The sequence below is a fragment of the Mesorhizobium sp. B2-3-14 genome, from assembly GCF_006442175.1.
Lineage (GTDB): Bacteria > Pseudomonadota > Alphaproteobacteria > Rhizobiales > Rhizobiaceae > Mesorhizobium > Mesorhizobium australicum.
Genome location: NZ_VFVP01000009.1, coordinates 172,756 through 194,503 on the forward strand (window position 1 = coordinate 172,756; position 21,748 = coordinate 194,503).

The window sequence follows — 21,748 nt, forward strand, 5'->3', positions numbered from 1 at the left end:
CGCTCCACCGCCCTCAAGTAATGACGCTCGGCTTGTTGCGCCCGGTGTGGCTCTTGATCCCGGCAATGTCGTCGGCCGCCGAAATCAGGTCGGTGAGCGCCTCCTGCGTGTCGAGGTCGTGCCTCGACTTGTCCGGCTCGTAGCGCTCGATATAGACGCGCAAGGTCGCGCCAGACGTACCGGTGCCCGAAAGCCGAAAGACCACGCGCGAGCCGCCTTCGAACAGCACCCTTATGCCCTGGTGCTCGCTGGTCGAGCCGTCGACCGGGTCGTGATAGGCGAAATCATCGGCATTGGCGATCTTCAGGCCGCGCACGCTGGTGCCCGGTAGCGAGCCGAGCTTGGCCCTGAGTTCGTCGACCAGCGCATTGGCGCGGTCGCTCTCAACCTCCTCGTAATCATGGCGCGAGTAGTAGTTGCGGCCATAGGTCTCCCAATGCTCGGTGACGATCTGCTTGCAGCTTTCGCCACGGGCGGCGAGGATGTTGAGCCACAAGAGGACCGCCCACAGACCGTCCTTTTCGCGGACATGGTTTGAGCCGGTGCCGGCACTTTCCTCGCCGCAGATCGTCGCCATGCCGGCGTCGAGCAGATTGCCGAAGAACTTCCAGCCGGTCGGCGTCTCGTAAATCCCGACACCTAGCTTGTGAGCGACGCGGTCGGCCGCGCCGCTGGTCGGCATCGAACGGGCGATGCCTTTCAGCCCGTCCTTGTAGCCCGGCGCCAGGCGGGCATTGGCGGCGAGCATGGCGACCGAATCCGAAGGGGTGACGAAAATGCCCTTGCCGATGATCAGGTTGCGGTCGCCATCGCCATCGGAGGCGGCGCCGAAATCGGGCGCGTCCGGTCCCATCATCTCATCATAAAGGTGCTTGGCATGGACCAGGTTGGGGTCGGGGTGATGACCGCCGAAATCGGGCAGCGGCTTGAAATTGCGGCAGGTGCCGTTCGGTGCGCCGAGGCGGTGTTCGAGGATTTCCTTGGCGTAGGGCCCGGTCACCGCATGCATGGCGTCGAAGCGCATGCGGAAGCCCGACTTGAACAGTTTGCGCAGCGTATCGAAATCGAACAGGCTCTCCATCAACTCGGCATAGTCGGTAACCGGATCGATGATCTCGACGGTCATGCCGGCAGCCTTGACTGTCGCGACCGTATCGATGTCAATCGGGTCGATGTCGGCGATCTTGAAGCTCGAAATCGTCTTGGTCTTGGCAAAGATGGCGTCGGTCAGCTTTTCCGGCGCCGGGCCGCCATTGCCGGCATTGTACTTGATGCCGAAGTCCTCGTGCGGGCCGCCGGGGTTGTGGCTGGCCGAGAGGATGATGCCGCCGAAGGTCTTGTATTTGCGGATGACATGCGAGGCCGCGGGCGTCGACAGGATGCCGCCCTGCCCGACCATCACCTTGCCGAAGCCATTGGCGGCGGCCATGGCGATGGCCTTCTGGATGACCTCCCGGTTATAGAAACGGCCGTCGCCGCCGATCACCAGGGTCTTGCCCTTGAACCCGTCGAGCGCATCGAAAATCGACTGGATGAAGTTCTCGGCATAGTGCTCCTGCTGGAACACTGGCACCTTCTTGCGCAGGCCCGACGTGCCGGGCTTCTGGTCGGAATAGGGCTTGGTGGAAACGGTGCGTATCATGCTTCAGGCAACCCTTTTCGAAAGCAGCAGGCGATAGAGTTCGACGTATTTTTCGGCGCTTCGATCCCATGACACATCGGTCTTCATGCCCTGGCGCTGGATGGTTTCGAAGATTGCGGGACTGGCGTGGACGTCGGCCAGGCGTCGGATCGCGTGCAGCAGCGCGCCGCCATTGTTGGGGGCGAACTGGAAGCCGGTCGCCACGCCGGCGGCAAACGCTGCTTCATTGGCATCAATGATGGTGTCCGCCAGGCCGCCGGTGCGGGCGACGACCGGCACGCAGCCATAGCGCAGGCCGTAAAGCTGCGTCAGCCCGCAAGGCTCGAAGCGCGACGGGATGACAATGGCGTCGCAGCCGCCCTGCATGGTGTGCGACAGCCCCTCGTCATAGCCGACGACCACGCCGATGCGGCCACGATGGCGTGCGGCCGCGGCCAGCAGCGCGCCTTCGAGGCCGGCGTCGCCCGAGCCGAGGATGGCCAGCCTTGCGCCTGTCGCGACGATGCCGTCGACCACCGTCGCCAATATGTCCATGCCCTTCTGCCAGGTCAGGCGGCTGACGACGCAGACAATCGGACTGCCGTCGCGGTCGAGGCCGAAACGGTCCTCGACAGCGGCCCTGTTCGGCGCGCGGGCCTTCAACGTCTCGGCCGTATAAGTCGATACCAGATGCTTGTCGGTTGCCGGATCCCAGATGGCAGTGTCAATGCCATTGACGATGCCATGGAGATCGCTGGAACGCATGTTGATAAGGCCGTCGAGGCCCATGCCGAATTCCGGCGAACGGATTTCCTGCGCATAGGTCGGGCTCACCGTGGTGATCGCCCAGGCGGCCTGCAGGCCAGCCTTAAGGAAGCCGACGCCGCCATAATATTCGACGCCATCAAGCGCCATCGCCGCGGCCGGCAGGCCGAGCTCGCCGAAAATGCCGGCCCCGAACTGGCCCTGGAAGGCGAGATTGTGGACGGTCATCATCGATGGCGTGCCGACCGCCTTGCCATAGCGCATATAGGCCAGCGTCATCGCCGACTGCCAGTCATGGGCATGGACGATGTCGGGGAGGTAGCCCGAGATGGCGCCCCCGGCGATATCGGCGCCGGCCTGGCTCAGCGCCGCGAAGCGCCGCCAATTGTCCGGCCAGTCCGCGCCCGAGGCGTTACCATAGGGGCCGCCGGGGCGGTCGAACAGATGCGGCGCGTCGAGCACGAACAAATCGAGCCCGGCGACTTGGACAGCATGGACCGCGGCCTTGCCGCCTTGCAGCAAGGGATACTGATAGACGGCCTTCTTTTTCTTGAAGGCGCTCATCACCACAGGAAAGCCCGGAACGAGCGTACGCATGGCCACGCCCTTGGCCGCGAGCGCGATGGGCAGCGCCCCGGTCACGTCGGCAAGCCCGCCGGTCTTGATCAGCGGGAAGATTTCGGGAGTGACCGACAGAACCTGCATGCGCTTAACGATCCGCTTCCCATCCATGCCGCCCAACCGTGTGCGGTTTGGACACGACATGCACAAAACACCCTAAAGTGACAGCTTGTTGATCACCTGTTCAGGTTGACAACTTGTTGATCATGTCCTGTGTGATCAGGCAGATACCCTTTTCCGAAACCCGGAAGCGCTTGGCGTCGAGGACGGGATCCTCGCCGACCACCAGCCCTTCGGGTATTCTTACACCGTGGTCGATGACGACGCGCTTCAACTTTGCGTTCCGACCGACATGAACGTCGGGCAGCATGACAACCTCTTCCAGCGTCGAATAGGAATTGATGCGCGCGCCGGTGAAGATCAGGCTTTTCTTCAGCGAAGCGCCCGAGACGATGCAATCGCCCGATACCAGTGAGGAAATGGCGGAACCACGCCTGCCGTCCTCGTCATGCACGAACTTTGCCGGCGGCTTCAGTTCGGCATAGGTCCAGATCGGCCAATCGCGGTCGTAGAGGTCGAGTTCCGGCGTCACGTCGGTCAGGTCGATGTTGGCCTCCCAATACGCGTCGACCGTGCCGACATCGCGCCAGTAGGCCTCGTTCTCGGCGGTCGAACGCACGCAGGACTTGGTGAAGCGGTGCGCGATCGCCTTACCGTGCGTGACGATATAGGGGATGATGTCCTTGCCGAAGTCGCGGCTGGAGCCCGGCTCGGCGGCATCGCGGCGCAGTTGCTCCATCAGGAACTTGGTCTTGAAGACGTAGATGCCCATCGAGGCCAAGGCGAATTCCGGGTTACCCGGAATGCCGGGCGGGTCAGCGGGCTTTTCGACGAAGGCGATGATGTTGTCCTTGGCATCGACATGCATGACGCCGAAGCCGGTCGCCTCCATGCGCGGCACTTCGAGGCAGCCGACCGTGACATCGGCGCCGGCATCGACATGCTGGCGCAGCATCATCTCGTAGTCCATCTTGTAGATGTGATCGCCGGCCAGGATTACCATGTATTCCGGGCCATAGGCCTCGATGATATCGATGTTCTGGTAGACGGCGTCCGCCGTGCCCTCATACCACTGCGTTTCCGATACACGCTGGCTGGCCGGCAGGATGTCAAAACTCTCGTTTCGTTCGGGCCGCAGGAAGTTCCAGCCGCGCTGCAGGTGGCGGATCAGCGAATGCGCCTTGTATTGGGTGGCGACGCCGAGGCGGCGGATGCCGGAGTTGAGCGCATTGGAGAGCGCGAAATCGATGATGCGTGTCTTGCCGCCGAAATAGACCGCGGGCTTGGCGCGCCGGTCGGTCAGTTCCTTGAGGCGGCTGCCGCGCCCGCCGGCCAACACGTAGGCCATGGCGTCGCGGGCCAGCGGCTGCGTTCTCTTCAAGTCTGCCATTTATACCCTCCCAAGTTACTCGTATCGATGCGCTAACCAGCCTTAACGAGTTCAGTCGGCAGCGAGTTCAAGCATGATCGTCGACAGCGGAGGCAGGAGCATCGTTGCCGAGATGCCCTTGCCCTCCGCCCTTGCCTCGACCATGCCGCCATTGCCCATGCCGGAACCGCCATATTCGGAAGCGTCGGTGTTGATGATCTCGCGCCACTTGCCGGCCTTCGGCAGCGGCACACGATAATTGTCGCGCGGCACCGGTGTGAAATTGGAGATGACGGCGACCGGATCGCCGCCGGGAGCGCTGCGCACCCAGGCGAAAACCGAATTCTGGCTGTCGTCGACGATCATCCAGGAAAACCCTTCAGGCTCGCAGTCGCGGCCATGCAGGGCCGGGCGTGAACGATAGAGATAGTTGAGGTCGCGCACCGTCTGCCAGACCCCGCGATGCGGGCGGAAATCGAGCAGGTCCCAATCAAGCGCGCGCGCTTCGCTCCATTCGCGGCGCTGCGCGAATTCCTGGCCCATGAACAGCAGCTTCTTGCCGGGATAACCCCACATGAAGCCGTAATAGGCACGCAAGGTCGCGAATTTCTGCCAGTCGTCGCCGGCCATCTTGCCCAGCAGCGTGCCTTTGCCGTGCACGACCTCGTCATGCGAGAGCGGCAGCACGAAATTCTCCGAGAAGGCGTAGGTCAGGCCGAAGGTCAGCTCGTTGTGGTGATGCTTGCGGAAAATCGGCTCCTTGGAAAAATACTCCAGCGTGTCGTGCATGAAGCCCATGTTCCATTTGAAGCCGAAGCCCAGCCCGCCTTCATGGACAGGCGCCGAGACCTTTGGCCATGAGGTCGATTCCTCGGCGATGGTCATGACGCCTGGATGGTGGCCGTACACCTCCTTGTTCATCTTCTGCAGGAAGCTGACCGCCTCGAGGTTTTCGCGCCCACCCTTCTCATTGGGGATCCACTCGCCGGCCTTGCGCGAATAGTCGAGGTAGAGCATCGAGGCGACCGCGTCGACGCGAAGACCGTCGACATGGTATTTTTCGGCCCAGAACAGTGCGTTGTTGACCAGGAACGACACTACCTCGCGGCGGCCGAAATTGTAGATCGCGGTGTTCCAGTCCGGATGGAAGCCCTTGCGTGGGTCGGCATGCTCGTAGAGCGCGGTGCCGTCGAAATGGACCAGACCGTGCTCGTCGACAGGAAAATGCGCCGGCACCCAGTCGAGGATGACGCCGACGCCGGCACGGTGGGCGCCGTCGACAAAGCGGGCAAAGCCGTCCGGATCGCCGAAGCGGGCCGATGGCGCGTAGAGGCCGGTTGTCTGGTAACCCCAGGAGGGGTCATAGGGATGCTCGGAGATCGGCAGGAATTCAATATGGGTGAAACCGGTCTCGATCACATAGGGGATCAGCCGGTCGGCCAGTTCATCCCATGACAGGAAGGAGCCGTCATCGCCAAGCTGCCAGGACCCGGCGTGGACCTCGTAGATCGAGATGGCCTCGCGGCGAGGGTCGGCGTTGCGCCAGAAATTGCGATGCGCCTCGTCACCCCATGCATGCGCCGGCGGCATCGCGGTCACCGAGGCGGTGGCCGGGCGCAGTTCTGATTTGAAGGCGAACGGATCGGCTTTCAGCGGCAACCTCACGCCATCGGGACCGATGATTTCATATTTATAGGGCCGGCCGGCACCGATATCGGGAATGAACAGCTCCCAGATGCCGGTGTCGCGACGGTCGCGCATCGTATGCTGGCGGCCGTCCCAGTCGTTGAAGTCACCGACCACCGAAACGCGCCTGGCATTTGGGGCCCATACGGCGAAATGCACGCCGGACGCGCCTTCGTGCTCGATGACATGCGCGCCAAGCTTGTCGAACAGCCTGAGATGCGAACCCTCGGCGATGTAGTAATCGTCCATCGGCCCGAGTACCGGACCGAACGAATAGGGGTCGGTCAGCCACCAGTCGCCGCCGGCATTGCGGGCGTGGTAGCGCAGCGGCTGGCGCTTCTTGATCGACAGCTTGCCTTCGAAGAAACCGGCCTCGTCGCGCCTGGTCAATTCGCCGACCTCGACGCCGGTCAGGGTGTAGGCCGTAACCGACTGCGCGTGCGGAACGAAGCAGCGTGCGAACAGGCTCTTGCCGGCCTCCTGGACACCGAGAACCGCAAAGGGATTGCCGTGCGTACCGGCGACAATCGCCTCGACATCGCTGGCTGGCGCCAGTCCGTCCGGCCCGCTTGTCGCAGCGGTCGCGCGCGGCTTCCTCATCAGGCGGTCGCCCTCCCCGGGCACCAAGTGTTTGTTTTTGCGGCCATCGTTCGTGGCCTTATGCAATCATATCAGACGGGTACGTTCCAGATTTCTTTCGCATATTGACGGATCGTGCGATCGGAGGAGAACCAGCCGACGCGCGCGACGTTGCGGATGGCGCGCGCGTACCAGTCCGGGCTGTTGCGCCAGACAGCGTCCACCTCGCGCTGGCAGGCGGCATAGGCGTCGAAATCCGCCGCGACCATGAACCAGTCGCTGTCATAGAGGCCATTTATGAGGTCGCGGTAGCGATTGGGATCATCGGGTGAGAAGACGCCCGATGAAACGGCCGCAACCGCCTGCGCCAGTTCGGGCGATGCCTCGATCACGCCGCGCGGATTGTAGCCATTGTTGCGCCGCTCGGCGACTTCTTCGGTGGTGAGGCCGAAGATGAAGATGTTGTCGTCGCCGACATGCTCCTTGATCTCGACATTGGCGCCGTCGAGCGTGCCGATGGTCAGCGCGCCGTTCAGCGCGAACTTCATGTTGCCCGTGCCGGAGGCTTCCATGCCGGCGGTCGAGATCTGCTCGGAAAGATCGGCGGCTGGCATCAGCACCTCGGCCAGGCTGACATTGTAGTTCGGCACGAACACGACCTTCAGCAGGCCGCGCACCGAAGGGTCGCTGTTGATCACCCTGGCGACGTCGTTGGCCAGTTTGATGATCAGCTTGGCGTTATGGTAGCTGGGCGCGGCCTTGCCGCCGAAGAATTTCACGCGTGGCATCCAGTCGCGTTCGGGATGCGAACGGATCTGGTCATAGAGCGCGATCGCTTCGAGGATGTTGAGCAGCTGGCGCTTGTATTCGTGGATACGCTTGACCTGAATGTCGAAGAGCGCCGAAGGGTCGAGCTTGATGCCAAGGCGATCGGCGACCAGATTGGCAAGCCTCACCTTGTTCTGGCGTTTCACCGCGGCGAATTTTTCGCGAAAGGCGGTGTCGTCGGCTAAGGGATCGAGCCCTTTGATCGCTTCGATGTCATCCATGAAGCGGTCGCCGATCGCCTCGCGGGCAAGCGCGGTGAGGCCTGGATTGCACTGGATGAGCCAGCGCCGCGGCGTGATGCCGTTGGTCTTGTTGTTGATGCGATCGGGATAAAGTTTGTGGAGGTCGGCGAAGACCGTCTCCTTCATCAACTCGGTGTGCAGCGCCGACACGCCATTGATCGAATGCGAGCCGACAAAGGCCAAATTGCCCATGCGCACCCGGCGGTCGCCATTTTCCTGGATAAGCGAGATACGGCTGATCTGCTCGTCCGAGAACTGATCGGTGGCGCGGGCTTCGAGCAGCACCTGCGCGTTGATGGCGTAGACGATCTGCATGTGGCGGGGCAAAAGCCTCTCGAACAGCGGCACAGGCCAGCTTTCCAGTGCCTCTGGCAACAGCGTGTGGTTGGTGTAGCCGAAGGTGCGCTTGGTGACATCCCAGGCGAGATCGAAATCCATGCCATGGACATCCATCAAGAGCCGCATCAGCTCGGGCACGGCGATCGCCGGATGGGTGTCGTTGAGGTGGATCGCCGCCTTGTCGGGCAGAGACTTGAGATCGCCATATTGGCTGAGATGGCGCTGCAGGATGTCCTGCAGCGAAGCGGTGGAGAAGAAGTATTCCTGGCGAAGCCTGAGTTCCTGGCCGGCCATGTGGGAATCGGCTGGATAGAGCACCCGCGACAGTGCATCGGCCTTGTTGCTTTCGGCCAGCGCCCCGATGTGGTCGCCGGCGTTGAACTTGTCGAGCCGGATCGGGTCGATCGGCATGCCGGACCAAAGGCGCAGCGTGTTGACGCGCTTGGCCCGCCAGCCAGCCACGGGCGTGTCATAGGCGACCGCAAGCACATGCTCCCTCGGCTTCCAGACGTGGCGTTCGAGGCGGCCGTCCTTCGAGGTGATCGATTCGACCGAACCACCGAAACCGACTTCGAAGGAGCGCTCGCGCCGCTCGAATTCCCAGGGGTTGCCGTGGTCAAGCCAGGTCTCGGGCAACTCGACCTGCCAGCCATCGTGGATTTCCTGGCGGAACATGCCGTTGGCATAGCGGATGCCGTAGCCATGCGCGGGGATGTCGACGGTGGCCATGCTTTCCATGAAGCAGGCGGCGAGCCGGCCAAGGCCGCCATTGCCGAGGGCCGCGTCCGGTTCCAGCGCGGCGATCAGGTCGAGATCGACGCCGAGCGACGACAGCGCCTCACGCATGTTCTCCATCAGGCCGAGGTTGGAAAAGGCGTCGCGCATCAGACGCCCAATCAGGAATTCGAGCGACAGGTAATAAACGCGCTTTTCCTGTTGGTCGTAGGCTTCCTTGGTCGCCTGCATCCAATGGTCGACGACGCGGTCGCGCACGACCTTGATCGTGGCGGTCAGCCAGTCGTACTGGGTCGCGACGGTGGTGTCCTTGCCGACCCGGTACTTGAGCGACATCAAGACTTCTTCAGCAAGCGTCTTGGGATCGGGATTGTCGAGAGCGGGGGCTTCGATCGTCATGGCGGATGTCATATCGCCTCTCGTTCGGTTTGGCCTGATCATACCGGCTTTCACCGTTTCTCCCAGCCCACCCTAGTGCATTGCAACATCTTTTCAATCGATTTAGAGAACGCCGTCATCTACTTACCCTGCGGCAAGTTGGCAGTCAGGCCGCCAATGCCGCCTCCGGGGGTGTTTTTGCCCCGGTCATGAAGGCAACGGCGTCGGACATCGTATATTGCTTGGGGTCGATGACGCACAGTCGACGGCCCAGACGGTGGATGTGGATACGGTCCGCCACCTCGAAGACGTGCGGCATGTTGTGCGAGATGAGCACAATCGGCAGGCCGCGCTTCTTCACGTCGAGGATCAGTTCGAGCACGCGGCGGCTCTCCTTGACGCCGAGCGCCGCCGTCGGCTCGTCCATGATGACCATCTTCGACCCGAAGGCGGCGGCCCGGGCCACCGCCACGCCCTGGCGTTGGCCGCCCGACAGGGTCTCCACCGCCTGGCTGATGTTCTGGATGGTCATCAAGCCTAGTTCGGTGAGCTTGTCGCGGGCACGCTTTTCCATTGCCGGACGGTCCAGCATGCGAAGCCACTGGCCGACGAAGCCGGGTTTGCGGATCTCGCGGCCGAGGAACATGTTGTCGGCGATCGAAAGCGCCGGCGACAAGGCCAGGTTCTGGTAGACGGTTTCGATGCCGGCTTCACGGGCTTCCATCGGCGACTTGAAGGAGACGGGTTTGCCTTCAAGCCGGATTTCGCCTTCGTCCGGCACGGCCGCGCCGGAAATCGCCTTGATGAGTGACGACTTGCCGGCGCCGTTGTCGCCGATGACGGCAAGGATTTCGCCGGGGTAAAGGTCGAAATCGGCATTGTCGAGAGCGGTGACGCGGCCATAGCGCTTGACCAGACCGCGCGCGGTGAGGATGGGTTCCTGGGTCATGCCGAAACCTTTCTGATCCATTGGTCGATGGCGACGGCGCCGATGATCAGCACGCCGGTAAGCAGCACTTTCCATTGCGGATCGGCGCCGAGCATGTTGAGGCCCATCGAGACGACGCCGACGATCATCGCGCCGAACAGCGTGCCGAGGATGGAACCGCGGCCGCCGAAGAGAGAAATACCGCCGATCACGGTCGCGGTGATCGCCTGCAGATTGTAGTCGGTAACAGCGGCGGACGGCGAGATCGAGCCGTTGCGGCCGATGGAGACCCAGGCCGCGAAAGCGGCGATCAGCCCGGCAAGGGTGTAGACCGTCATCAGCACCTTCTTGGTCTGGATACCCGACAGCTTCGCCGCCTCCTGGTCGTCGCCGACGGCGTAGACATGACGGCCCCATGCGGTGTGGTTGAGCACGTACCAAAGAACCAGCACGAGCACGACCGTGGCGATGACGCCGAGCGTCAGCACCGCCGTGCCTACCTTGAAGCTCAGGGCAAACAGGTGCAGCAGCGGTGCCTGGTTGTCGACGTCGGTGTCGCGGATCGTCTCATTGGCCGAATAGATGAAGTTCGTGGCCATGACGATGTTCCAGGTGCCAAGCGTCACGATGAAGGGCGGCAGCTTCATATAGGCGACCAGCAGCCCGTTCAGCAGCCCGCAAGCCGCACCGGCGGCAAGCCCGATCGCCACGGCGAGCACGCTCGGCATGCCGTAGCTGACCGCGCAATTGCCCATGATCACGGCCGAAATCACCATGATCACCCCGATCGACAGGTCGATGCCGGCGGTCAGGATGACCAGTGTCTGCGCGGCCCCGAGAATGCCAACGATGGCAATCTGCTGCAGGATCAGCGTCAGCGTGTAGGACGAGAAGAACCGCCCTCCGATCGTGATGCCGAAGATGACGATCGACAGAAGCAGCACGATCAGCGGCACCGCCGCCGGCGTCGAATGCAGAAAATGCTGGATGCGCTTGACGGCTGATTTGTGCTCGTCAAAAGCGGCTACACTTGTATCGCTGGCCGAGAGAACCTTCTCGAATTCCTGAGCTTGAGCCATGTTTCCTCCCCGTAGGGCTTCAGCCACGCGCTGACGCCGTCCACGCCTTCCGGTCTGTCGCCGGGATTATTCGCGTTTACAGTGATGCATCGTCCACCCGATGCGGCCGGGGATCAAGTCCCCCGGCCGCATCGGTTCCGTTGCCGGTCAGGCCAGTATCAGCCCCAGCACTTGGCGAGGCCTTCCTTGGTGTCGATGGACTTGACGCCCGTCGCCGGCTTGTCGGTGACGAGGTTGACGCCGGTGTCGAAGAAGTTCTTGCCCTCGGTCGGCTTCGGCTTGGTGCCGTCCTTGGCGAAAGCGGCGATCGCCTCGATGCCGAGTGCGGCCATCTGCAGCGGATATTGCTGCGAGGTGGCGCCGATGACGCCTTCGGCGACCGACTTCACGCCGGGGCAACCGCCGTCGACCGAGACGATCAGCACCTGGCTTTCGAGGCCGACAGCCTTGAGCGCCTGGTAGGCACCGACCGCGGCCGGCTCATTGATGGTGTGGATGACGGTGATGGTGTTGTCCTTCTGCAGAAGGTTTTCCATCGCCTTGCGGCCGCCTTCCTCGTTACCGTTCGTCACATCATGGCCAACGATGCGCGGATCGGTCTCATCGCCGATCTTGTTGGGGTCCTTCACGTCGATGCCGTAGCCCATCATGAAGCCCTGGTCGCGCAGAACGTCCACGGTCGGCTGCGAGGGTGTCAGGTCGAGGAAGCCGATCTTGGCGTCCTTGGCCTTGTCACCGAGCGTGGCGGCGGCCCAGGCGCCGATCAGCTTGCCGGCCTCCAGATTGTCGGTGGCGAAGGTCGCGTCGGCGGCGTCGATCGGATCGAGCGGCGTGTCCAGCGCAATCACCAGCAGGCCCGCATCGCGCGCCTTCTTCACCGTCGGTACGATGCCCTTGGTGTCGGACGCGGTGATCAAAATGCCCTTGGCGCCGTCGGCGATGCAGCTTTCGATCGCCGCCACCTGGCTCTCGCTGTCACCGTCGATCTTGCCCGCATAGGTCTTGAGATCGACACCAAGTTCCTTGGCCTTGGCGGTCGCGCCCTCCTTCATCTTGACGAAGAACGGATTGGTGTCGGTCTTGGTGATCAGGCAGGCGCCGACGCCGGCCGCGGACGCAGACGAAGCGAACGCCATCAGACCCAGCGCGGCCGCCGCGAAAACGGTGGACTTCAACAATTTTGTATTGGTCACGATTTCCTCCCAGTGGAACATTTTTCGAATGCCGGCCAACCGGCACCCGCACGGCATCCAGGCGACTTCTCCCAGCGCGGATGCTCCCTCAAGGAACACCACGCCAGCGCATCTGTCAATAATTAAATCACTCTTATTTATTATTGACACCCTTGCGTCGTTCACTCATTCTGACCCAAAAGCATTGTGGGGAAACGACGGGAGGAACAGGGTGGAGACGGCCACTGCGAGGCATGGTTCGCCCGAAGCGAACGAGAGCCTCATTCACCGCGGCACCAACCAGAGTGGCATGCGCGACCACAACGAGCGCCTGGTGCTTTCGCTGGTGCGCCAGCACGGCAGTCTGGCGAAGTCCGACATTGCCCGGATGACCGGACTTTCGGCGCAGACGGTCTCGGTCATCATGCGCGAACTGGAGGAAGAAAGCCTGCTCGTGCGCCAGGCGCCGTTGCGCGGCAAGATCGGCCAGCCCTCGATCCCCATGGCACTCAACCCCGAAGGCGCCTTCTTCATCGGCCTCAAGATCGGCCGCCGCAGCGCCGAACTCGTGCTGATCGATTTCCTCGGACAGGTGCGCGCGATGCTGCAGCATTCCTACCGCTACCCTGCCCCACGCGAGACGGTCGAGTTCGTCACGTCAGGCATGAAGACGATGCGCGGCGAGCTGACGGCGGCACAGGACAAGCGCATCGCCGGACTTGGCATCGCAATGCCGTTCGAGCTCTGGAACTGGGCCGACACCGCCGGCGCGCCGCGCGACGTGATGGACGAATGGCGCCATCGTGACATCAGGACCGACATCCAGGCGCAATGCGATTTTCCGGTCTATCTGCAGAACGATGCCACCTCCGCCTGCGGCGCCGAACTGGTCTTTGGCCAGACGGGCGCGGCGCGGGATTTCGTCTATTTCTACATCGGCGCCTTTGCTGGCGGCGGCATCGTGCTCAACGGCCGGCTGTTTGGCGGGCCGACCGGCAATGCCGGCGCGCTCGGCTCAATGCCTGTGCCGGGGCCGGATGGAAAACCGACCCAGCTGATCGACGTGGCCTCGATCGCCATGCTCGAAAAAACACTCAATGCGCGTGGCGTCGAGGCCTCGTATCTGTGGACCTCGCCCGAGGATTGGGGGGAGATCGGCGCCGCGCTCGACGAGTGGATCGCCAGCGCCTCGCAGGCGCTCGCTTATGCCATCGTGGCAGCATCCTCGGTCATCGATTTCGAAGCCGCGGTGATCGACGGCTGGATGCCGAAGGCCGTGCGCCAGAGGCTGGTGGAGGCGGTCGTGACGGCAATCGGCGCGATCGACGGCGAAGGGCTGAAACTCCCGGCCGTCCGCGAGGGAAGCGTGGGTATCCATGCCCGGGCGCTCGGCGGCGCCAGCCTGCCGCTTTCCGAACGCTTCCTGATCGGTTCGACGACGATCTCTAGGGGCGCGTGAAATGCTGATCGGGATTCCGGCGCTGCTTGGTCCGGAGCTTCTGGCGACGTTGCGCGCCATGGGCCATGGTGACGAGATTGCCGTGGTCGACGGGAACTATCCGGCACAGGAGCAGGCAAGGCGCCTCATCAGGACCGATGGCCACGCCCTCATGCCCGTACTCGACGCGATACTGACGCTGCTTCCGGTCGACGATGTCGTGCCGGAGGCGCTGTTTCGCGCCTCGGTGAAAGGCGATCCGTCGCTTGCCGACCCCGTCCATCGTGAAATGGAGGCGATCTGCGCCAAACGCGCGCCTGGCCGCAAGGTGGTTGCACTGGCCGGCGCCGACTTCTATGCACGGGTCAAATCGGCGCATGCCATCGTCGCGACAAGCGAGCCGCGGCTTTACGCCAATATCATCATCCGCAAGGGCGTGATCTATCCGCCGGAGACCGAGAAGCCATGATCCTCTGCTGCGGCGAAGCCCTGATCGACATGCTGCCGCGCACCACTACGGAGAATGAGCCGGCTTTTGCCCCCTATGTCGGCGGCGCTGTCTTCAACACAGCGATCGCGCTCGGCCGCTTGGGCGCGCCGGCCGGCTTTTTCTCGGGCCTGTCGTCGGACCTGTTCGGCGGTCAGTTCAGGGACGCGTTGGGGGCGAGCAAGGTCAGTTCCACCTACGCGCACACCTCGCCCCGACCGACGACCCTAGCCTTCGTGCGGCTGAACAATGGCCAGGCGACCTACACCTTCTATGACGAGAACACGGCCGGGCGCATGCTGACCATCGAAGACCTGCCGCAACTCGGCAGCGAGATCGAGGCGATGCTGTTCGGCGCCATCAGCCTGATCTCGGAGCCGGCTGGGTCGGCCTATGAGGAATTCATGCAGCGCGAGCATGAGACCCGCGTGATGATGCTCGATCCCAACATCCGGCCGAACTTTATTCCCGACAAGGCCAAGCACCTCAGGCGCATCCGGGAGATGATGGCGATGGCCGACATCGTCAAACTGTCGGACGAAGACCTCCACTGGTTCGGCGAAGCCGGCTCGCACGAGGATGTCGTGCGCAATTGGCTCGACCGCGGCCCGAAGCTGATCGTCGTCACGCATGGCAGCGAGGGTGCCGTTGGCTACAGCAAACAGCATCGTGTCACCGTCATGCCGGAGACAGTGAAGGTGGTGGACACCGTCGGCGCCGGAGACACGTTCAACGCCGGCATCCTTGCCTCCCTGCATGAGCAAGGCCTGTTGACGAAGGCGGCGATTTCCAGCCTGTCCGAAGACGCCATCCGCAAAGCATTGGCGCTCGGCGCCAAGGCGGCGGCAGTGACAGTGTCACGAGCCGGCGCCAATCCCCCCTGGCGGCACGAGATCGGCTAATCGGCTCTCCAGCGCGATCACTTTATGTTTCCAGGCGCCGGAAAACCTCGATAAGAATGGGCTGAATTGCACCGCCAAGCCCGGATTCCCGGCTTTGTGGGACAATATGCCGGCAAAACGTGGTAACGGGCTGCGACACTTGCACCAAGTCCCCGATCCGCAGCTGGCTTTTTCAGCCGCGCCAAGTCTGGTACCAGCGGGCCGGTTATTGGCAGGTGTATTGAGGCCGACATGCAATTCATCGATCTTGGCGCGCAGCGCGAACGAATCCGCGATCGGCTGAAAGCCGCGATCGACCACGTGGTCGAGGATGGCCGCTACATCCTTGGCCCGCAGGTCGCCGAATTCGAGAAGAAGCTCGCCGCCTATGTCGGCGTCAAGCATGTGATTGCCTGCGCCAACGGCACCGACGCACTGCTTTTGCCGCTGTTCGCCGCCGGCATCGGCCCGGGTGACGCGGTGTTCGTGCCGAGCTTCACCTTCGCCGCCACGGCGGAAGTGGTGGCGCTGGCAAAGGCCGAGCCGGTTTTCGTCGATGTCGATCCGACAACCTACAACATCGACATCGCCAGCCTCGAGGCGGCGATCGCGGCCATCAAGAAGGAAGGTCGACTGAAGCCGAAGGCGATCATCCCTGTCGACCTGTTCGGTCTTGCCGCCGACTATGAGGCGCTCATGACTATTGCCAATCGCGAAGGCTTATTGGTGATCGAGGACGCCGCCCAGTCCATTGGCGGTTCGCTCGAAGGCAGGATGTGCGGCGCGTTCGGCCATGTCGGCTCGACCAGCTTCTATCCGGCCAAGCCGCTTGGCTGCTATGGCGACGGCGGCGCGATGTTCACCAATGATGACGCAATGGCCGACGCGCTCAGATCCTTCGCCTTCCACGGCAAGGGCGAGACGCAGTACGACAACATCCGCGTTGGCATCAATTCACGGCTCGACACGCTGCAGGCGGCGATCCTGCTTGAGAAGCTCGCCATCCTCGAGGAAGAAATGGTGGCGCGGCAGGCGGTGGCCCAACGCTACGCTGAAGGCCTCGGTGACATCGTCACCGCAGCCCGCAACCTGGATGGCAGCCGCTCGGCCTGGGCGCAATACGCGATCGAAACGCCGAAACGCGACGGGCTTAAGGCGCATTTGAGCGAAAAGGGCATTCCGTCCGTCATCTACTACGTCAAGCCGCTGCATGAGCAGATCGCCTATCGCGACTACCCGCGCACGCCGACCGGTCTTGCCGTTTCGGAGAACCTGCCGAAACGTATCCTGTGCCTGCCGATGCACCCCTATCTTAGCGAGGCAGACCAGGACCGGATCATCGAAACGATCCGCAATTATATCGGCTCGAACTCGGCGCAGGCCGCGGCCGAATAGGCGTCGGGCACGGATACCCGACCGACACCTCCTTGGCATAGGGCGACGACGGCGCACGCCGTGCGCTTCGCCCGTTATTTTGAGAAGGCCGCCGCGTGTCTTGTGGTCCCGTCTTCCATTCCCGATCGGGTCATGGAACGGCACTGCACTATGCAGATCCCCGCCGCGAAGACCAAAGTGCCCAGCACCCATGACAACCAGATCCGATGGTCGACCGAGAGTTCGACGACAGCTATGATCAGGTAGCAGCTGGCTATGAAATGGCAGGGGCCGCTCAAACCGCCGATCATTCTTATGATCGCCGCCAGGAGCACCCCATACACGATGATGCCCAGCGCTCCCAGTTCGTACCACAAATCGAATACGATATTATGTGCGCTTGGGAGATCCGCCTGCGCATAATATGTCGGACTCACGACAACCCCGGCCGCGTTTCTCATCGTATTGGCGCCATGGCCGAGGATCGGCTGGTCCGCGATGCGGGGCGAAATCATCTGCCATAGATCAAGCCGCGCTGCGAAGGTTCCTGGATAGAAAGCCAGCCATCCCGTTGTTTTGAGGTAGGCGAACAGCGGCGCGACGACGAAGGGGGCAATCAGGGCAAGAGACAAATAGATGGCGAAAAATCCAACCAAAACGTGCTGGCGGTATTTCGCGGGCATGACAAACATCACCGCCACGAGGACAATCGCCAGATTGACGCCGGTCGATCGGCCGTAGACCAATGTCAGAACGGCAAAGAGAGCCGCAAGCCCTTTCCAGACCAGCCTCGGCTGGGCAAGAAATATGGCGGCAAAAAAAGCTCCGTACACCGTGATCTTATGGAGGGTGAAAACGTTCTCCACAAAGCGTGGATCTTCGGTCAGAAACGCAAAATACAGTTCCCAGCCCATCACCGATACGACGCCGATCAACATGCCGGCCAATGACACCCGCGCGAGCCGCTCGCGTTGAACGCTCGCAAGCGCGAGGATGCCCTGAAACAGCAGGATAGCGGCGATCGAGTAGCCAAACACGTCCCTCGCCGCCACGAGTGAGCGGCTCGCATCGACCGACCACAGGGCGCTCGCAAGGACAAAGCCTGACAAGAGAGCGAGAGCAATTGCAAGGCCTGTCGTGCCTCTGCCAAAACGCGCACGCTTCGTCAAAAGGGCGAGAGCGCCCATGAGTGCCCCGACAAGCGTTAAGACCGTTGGGGACATTTCGACGAAGGCGAAAAGGGCGGGAGAGAGGGCGTAGAGGCCCAGCAACATCCTGAAGACTATTTCATCACGATTGCTGGTCCATGCGGGAAAGCCGCCCAAAATGACGGCATGGCATTTCTGAAACAAGGACATTCACTTACCGACTCAGGGGACGTCGACAAAGGATAGGCCATCGACGAGGGCTTTTCACCTACGTCCGATACGTCCCTGGATTGCAGCCTCGCCGCTGGCGATGAAATGCGGATTAGCGAAGTCCGCGTCATCGGCCTGGTTGCGCTTGCCATAGGTCAAGGGCTTGCCGTCCAGCGTCCGCGTCGTGCCGCCGGCGGCACGCAGCACCGCGTCACCCGCAGCGGTGTCCCATTCCATGGTGCGACCGAACCGCGGATAAACATCCGCCTCGGCATTGGCGAGGAGGCAGAATTTCAGTGACGAACCGACCGAGACGATCTCGGCGGCACCAAGGTCGCGAATATAGGCTTCGGTTTCCGGCGTGTTGTGCGAGCGGCTGGCAACCACGGCCAGCGGCGTCGCGGCCGTTCTCACCGAAATCGGCCGGCGGGAAACGATCCGGTAGTCCTTATCGACTTCGAGGGCTTCCGCCCTGCCCGGCCGGCCGGAAAAAAACCGGCCGCTGCAGGGTGCGAAGACAACGCCGACTTCCGGCACGCCATGGCGGACAAGCGCGATGTTGACGGTGAAGTCGGTGCGCCGGTTGACGAATTCCTTGGTGCCATCAAGCGGATCAATGAGGAAGAAGGCCTCGCCAAGTTCGCCCGGCATGACGCCGGCCGCCGCTTCCTCCTCGGCCACGCAGGGAATATCGGGGAATGCGGCGCGCAGGCCTGCAAGAATGATCTTCTCGCTCTCGCGGTCCGCCTCGGTGACCGGCGAGGCGTCCGACTTGCGGTCGACCGCGCAGCCGGCGTGGAATACGCGCATCACCTCGCGCCCGGCGGCTAGCGCCAGCCGCTCGAAGGTTTCAAGCATCGACGTGTCGTCAGATGCCGCCGCCATTGTCATATTGGTCTTCGGCAATGTCACGCTCGTTCAGCCAGTGTTCCAAGGCATCTACCATCTCTTCAGCCGATCTGCCGAGCGTCTTCAGATGGATCTCCGGTTTCTCCGGTGCTTCGTAAGGCGAATCGACACCGGTGAAATTCTTGATCTCGCCATTCAGCGCGCGGGCATAGAGGCCCTTCGGATCACGCCTGGCGCATTCCTCGAAAGGCGTATCGACAAACACCTCGATGAACTCGCCATCGGCCATCAATTCCCTGGCCATCCGCCGCTCGGCGCTGAACGGGGAAATGAAGGAGACAATGACGATCAGCCCGGCGTCGGCCATCAGCTTGGCAACTTCGGCGACGCGGCGAATGTTCTCGACGCGATCGGCATCGGTGAATCCAAGGTCGCGGTTGAGACCGTGGCGGACATTGTCGCCATCGAGAATGTAGGTATGACGCCCAGTGGCGAAAAGCTTCTTCTCGAACAGGTTGGCGATGGTCGACTTGCCGGAGCCCGAAAGCCCCGTGAACCAGAACACGGCGGGCCGCTGGTTCTTCATGTCGGCACGCACGCGCTTGCCGACATCAAGCGATTGCCAATGGATGTTTTCGGCGCGGCGCAGCGAGTGCACGATCATGCCTGCGCCAACCGTGGCGTTGCTGATGCGATCGATCAGGATAAAGGCGCCAGTGGTCCGGTTCTCGCCAAACGGATCGAAGGCAATCGGCGCCCGGGTCGAAATGTTGCAGATACCGACCTCGTTCATTTCAAGCGACTTGGCCGCCTCATGCGCAAAGTCGTTGACGTTGATGCGGTACTTCAAGTCGGTGACGGTGGCGCTGGTCTGGTCGGTCTCGGTGCGCAGGATATAGGAACGGCCCGGCAGCAGGGCGTGCTCGTCGAACCAGACGATGTTGGCGGCGAACTGGTCGGCGACCTGCGGCCGTGCGGACGGCGAAACCAGCATGTTGCCCCTGGAAACCTCGACCTCGTCGTCGAGAACGAGCGTTATGGCCTGGCCGGCCACCGCCTGTTTGAGATCGCCGCCATAGGCGACGATGCGTTTGACATGCGAGGACTTGCCCGATTTGGCGACCACGACCTCGTCGCCTTGCGCAATAATACCGGACGCGATGGTGCCGGCAAAACCGCGAAAATCGAGATTGGGGCGATTGACGTACTGGACCGGAAAGCGGAACGGCAGCTCGGCCGTGGCTTCCTCGACGGAGGCGGTTTCGAGATGCTCGATCAATGTCGGGCCGGAATACCAATGCGTGTTTTCGGAGCGGCCGCTGACATTGTCGCCGTAGCGGGCCGACATCGGGATCGGCGCGATGCTCTGGAAGCCGAGATCGCGTGAGAACTGCCGGTAGTCCTCGACGATCCTGTTGAAGACCGCCTGGTCAAACCCGACGAGGTCGATCTTGTTGACCGCCAGCACGATGTGGCGGATGCCGAGCAGCGAGGCGATGATCGAATGGCGCCGCGTCTGGCGCAGCACCCCCTGCCGGGCATCGATCAGCACGATCGCCAGGTCGGCGGTCGAAGCGCCTGTCGCCATGTTGCGGGTATATTGCTCGTGGCCGGGCGTGTCGGCGACGATGAACTTGCGCTTCGGCGTGGCAAAGAAGCGGTAGGCGACGTCGATGGTAATGCCTTGCTCGCGCTCCGCCTCGAGGCCGTCGACCAACAGCGCGAAGTCGACGTCGTCGCCCGTCGTGCCGTGCTTGCGCGAATCGCGTTCGAGCGCGGCGAGCTGGTCCTCGAAAATCTGCTTGGTGTCGGAGAGCAGGCGTCCGATCAACGTCGACTTGCCATCATCCACCGAACCGCAGGTCAGGAAGCGCAGCAGCGACTTCTTCTCCTGCGCGGCCAGATAATCGCGGACGCCGTCCGTTGGAGCGAGGCTCTTTGCCATGATGTGGCGCATGGTCAGAAATACCCCTCGCGCTTCTTCTTTTCCATCGAACCGGCTTCATCGCGGTCGATCAACCGACCCTGCCGTTCGGAGGTGCGTGCCGTCAGCATCTCGCCAACGATGGCTTCAAGTGTGTCGGCGTCGGATTCGATGGCGCCGGTCAGCGGATAGCAGCCAAGCGTACGGAATCGCACCAACCTGTCCTCCACGACCTCGCCGGGCAGTAGCTTCATGCGATCATCATCCTTGAGGATCAGCATGCCATCACGTTCGACAACCGGCCGCCGCTTGGCGAAATAGAGCGGCACGATCGGGATGTTTTCCTGCAGAATGTACTGCCAGATGTCGAGCTCGGTCCAGTTCGACAGCGGGAAGACGCGGATCGATTCACCCTGCGCGATACGTGTGTTGAATATCTTCCACATTTCGGGCCGCTGGTTCTTCGGATCCCACACATGCTGGGCGTTGCGGAAAGAGAAGATGCGCTCCTTGGCGCGCGACTTTTCCTCGTCGCGACGGGCGCCGCCAAAGGCAGCGTCGAAGCCGTATTTGTCGAGCGCCTGGCGCAGCGCCACGGTTTTCATCACATGAGTGTGGGTGTTCGAGCCGTGATCGAACGGATTGATGTTGTCGCGCACGCCATCTTCGTTGACATGAACCAGAAGATCGAAACCCAGCTTCTTCGCCATCTGATCGCGAAATGCGATCATCTCGCGAAATTTCCAGGTGGTGTCGACGTGAAGAAACGGGAATGGCGGCTTGGCCGGATAGAACGCCTTCATCGCCAGATGCATCAGCACCGACGAATCCTTGCCGACGGAATAGAGCATGACCGGCTTGGTGAAGGCTGCCGCGACCTCGCGGAATATGTGAATGGACTCGGCTTCAAGCCGCTGCAGATGCGTAAGCGCTGGTATCATGGACCGTGAGCGTTCTCTCATGCCTTGCAACAGAAGATCCTGCGTCAAATCATCGAGCCTTTTGCGCCCGGTTCAAAGCTTCGCTTCTGGACAA

General features: G+C 62.3%; 16 protein-coding genes. 4 read left to right on the top strand and 12 right to left on the bottom strand.

The window, feature by feature from the left end; genetic code table 11:
* Nucleotides 1–13: 13 nt before the first annotated feature.
* The 8 genes from FJ950_RS22310 to FJ950_RS22345 all read right to left on the bottom strand — a co-directional run bounded on the left by FJ950_RS22310 (nt 14) and on the right by FJ950_RS22345 (nt 12,405).
* Nucleotides 14–1,642 (bottom strand): alpha-D-glucose phosphate-specific phosphoglucomutase, encoded by a 1,629-nt coding sequence (locus tag FJ950_RS22310; RefSeq protein WP_140618630.1) that lies wholly within the window; start codon nt 1,640–1,642, stop codon nt 14–16.
* A 3-nt stretch (nt 1,643–1,645) separates the two neighbouring features.
* The gene (glgA, locus tag FJ950_RS22315; RefSeq protein WP_140618632.1) at nt 1,646–3,091 is read right to left on the bottom strand and encodes a glycogen synthase GlgA; all 1,446 of its coding nucleotides are present in this window, start codon (nt 3,089–3,091) and stop codon (nt 1,646–1,648) included.
* A gap of 100 nt (nt 3,092–3,191) precedes the next feature.
* Entirely contained in the window at nt 3,192–4,457 is a 1,266-nt protein-coding gene (glgC, locus tag FJ950_RS22320) for a glucose-1-phosphate adenylyltransferase (protein ID WP_015318689.1), read from the bottom strand.
* Between the two features lie 51 nt (nt 4,458–4,508).
* Nucleotides 4,509–6,722, bottom strand: coding sequence for a 1,4-alpha-glucan branching protein GlgB (glgB, locus tag FJ950_RS22325; RefSeq protein WP_140618634.1), 2,214 nt, complete (start codon nt 6,720–6,722; stop codon nt 4,509–4,511).
* Nucleotides 6,723–6,793: 71 nt separating this feature from the next.
* Nucleotides 6,794–9,256 carry a glycogen/starch/alpha-glucan phosphorylase gene (locus tag FJ950_RS22330; RefSeq protein ID WP_015318691.1) on the bottom strand — a complete coding sequence of 821 codons (2,463 nt, stop codon included), beginning with the start codon at nt 9,254–9,256 and terminating at the stop codon, nt 6,794–6,796.
* 133 nt (nt 9,257–9,389) lie between these two features.
* Nucleotides 9,390–10,172: an ATP-binding cassette domain-containing protein gene (locus FJ950_RS22335; RefSeq protein WP_015318692.1), complete on the bottom strand. Its 783-nt coding sequence runs from the start codon at nt 10,170–10,172 to the stop codon at nt 9,390–9,392.
* A complete protein-coding gene (locus FJ950_RS22340) occupies nt 10,169–11,230 on the bottom strand; it encodes an ABC transporter permease (protein ID WP_015318693.1) in 1,062 nt (353 codons plus the stop codon). The genes FJ950_RS22335 and FJ950_RS22340 overlap by 4 nt, the downstream gene beginning before the upstream one ends.
* 158 nt (nt 11,231–11,388) lie before the next feature.
* On the bottom strand, nt 11,389–12,405 hold the full coding sequence (locus FJ950_RS22345; RefSeq protein ID WP_023771510.1) for a sugar ABC transporter substrate-binding protein: 1,017 nt from the start codon (nt 12,403–12,405) through the stop codon (nt 11,389–11,391).
* Nucleotides 12,406–12,634: 229 nt separating this feature from the next.
* On the opposite strand from FJ950_RS22345, the gene FJ950_RS22350 reads away from it, so the two are divergent.
* The 4 genes from FJ950_RS22350 to FJ950_RS22365 all read left to right on the top strand — a co-directional run bounded on the left by FJ950_RS22350 (nt 12,635) and on the right by FJ950_RS22365 (nt 16,603).
* Complete coding sequence (locus FJ950_RS22350) at nt 12,635–13,861, top strand: ROK family transcriptional regulator (RefSeq protein WP_140618636.1); 1,227 nt, start codon at nt 12,635–12,637, stop codon at nt 13,859–13,861.
* 1 nt (nt 13,862) lies between these two features.
* Nucleotides 13,863–14,309: an RbsD/FucU domain-containing protein gene (locus FJ950_RS22355; protein ID WP_015318696.1), complete on the top strand. Its 447-nt coding sequence runs from the start codon at nt 13,863–13,865 to the stop codon at nt 14,307–14,309.
* On the top strand, nt 14,306–15,229 hold the full coding sequence (locus FJ950_RS22360) for a carbohydrate kinase (protein WP_140618637.1): 924 nt from the start codon (nt 14,306–14,308) through the stop codon (nt 15,227–15,229). Before FJ950_RS22355 ends, FJ950_RS22360 begins: the two co-directional genes overlap by 4 nt.
* Before the next feature lie 231 nt (nt 15,230–15,460).
* The gene (locus tag FJ950_RS22365) at nt 15,461–16,603 is read left to right on the top strand and encodes a DegT/DnrJ/EryC1/StrS aminotransferase family protein (protein WP_140618639.1); all 1,143 of its coding nucleotides are present in this window, start codon (nt 15,461–15,463) and stop codon (nt 16,601–16,603) included.
* Nucleotides 16,604–16,677: 74 nt separating this feature from the next.
* On the opposite strand, the gene FJ950_RS22370 is transcribed toward FJ950_RS22365, so the two are convergent.
* From FJ950_RS22370 to cysD, 4 genes are read right to left on the bottom strand one after another with little or no spacing between them, the layout of a single operon-like run.
* Nucleotides 16,678–17,940 carry an O-antigen ligase family protein gene (locus tag FJ950_RS22370; RefSeq protein WP_140618641.1) on the bottom strand — a complete coding sequence of 421 codons (1,263 nt, stop codon included), beginning with the start codon at nt 17,938–17,940 and terminating at the stop codon, nt 16,678–16,680.
* A gap of 54 nt (nt 17,941–17,994) precedes the next feature.
* On the bottom strand, nt 17,995–18,798 hold the full coding sequence (gene cysQ, locus FJ950_RS22375; RefSeq protein WP_181171401.1) for a 3'(2'),5'-bisphosphate nucleotidase CysQ: 804 nt from the start codon (nt 18,796–18,798) through the stop codon (nt 17,995–17,997).
* A 10-nt stretch (nt 18,799–18,808) separates the two neighbouring features.
* Nucleotides 18,809–20,746 (bottom strand): sulfate adenylyltransferase subunit CysN, encoded by a 1,938-nt coding sequence (gene cysN, locus FJ950_RS22380; protein ID WP_181171382.1) that lies wholly within the window; start codon nt 20,744–20,746, stop codon nt 18,809–18,811.
* Nucleotides 20,747–20,748: 2 nt separating this feature from the next.
* The gene (gene cysD, locus FJ950_RS22385; RefSeq protein WP_015318702.1) at nt 20,749–21,654 is read right to left on the bottom strand and encodes a sulfate adenylyltransferase subunit CysD; all 906 of its coding nucleotides are present in this window, start codon (nt 21,652–21,654) and stop codon (nt 20,749–20,751) included.
* Nucleotides 21,655–21,748 lie beyond the last annotated feature (94 nt).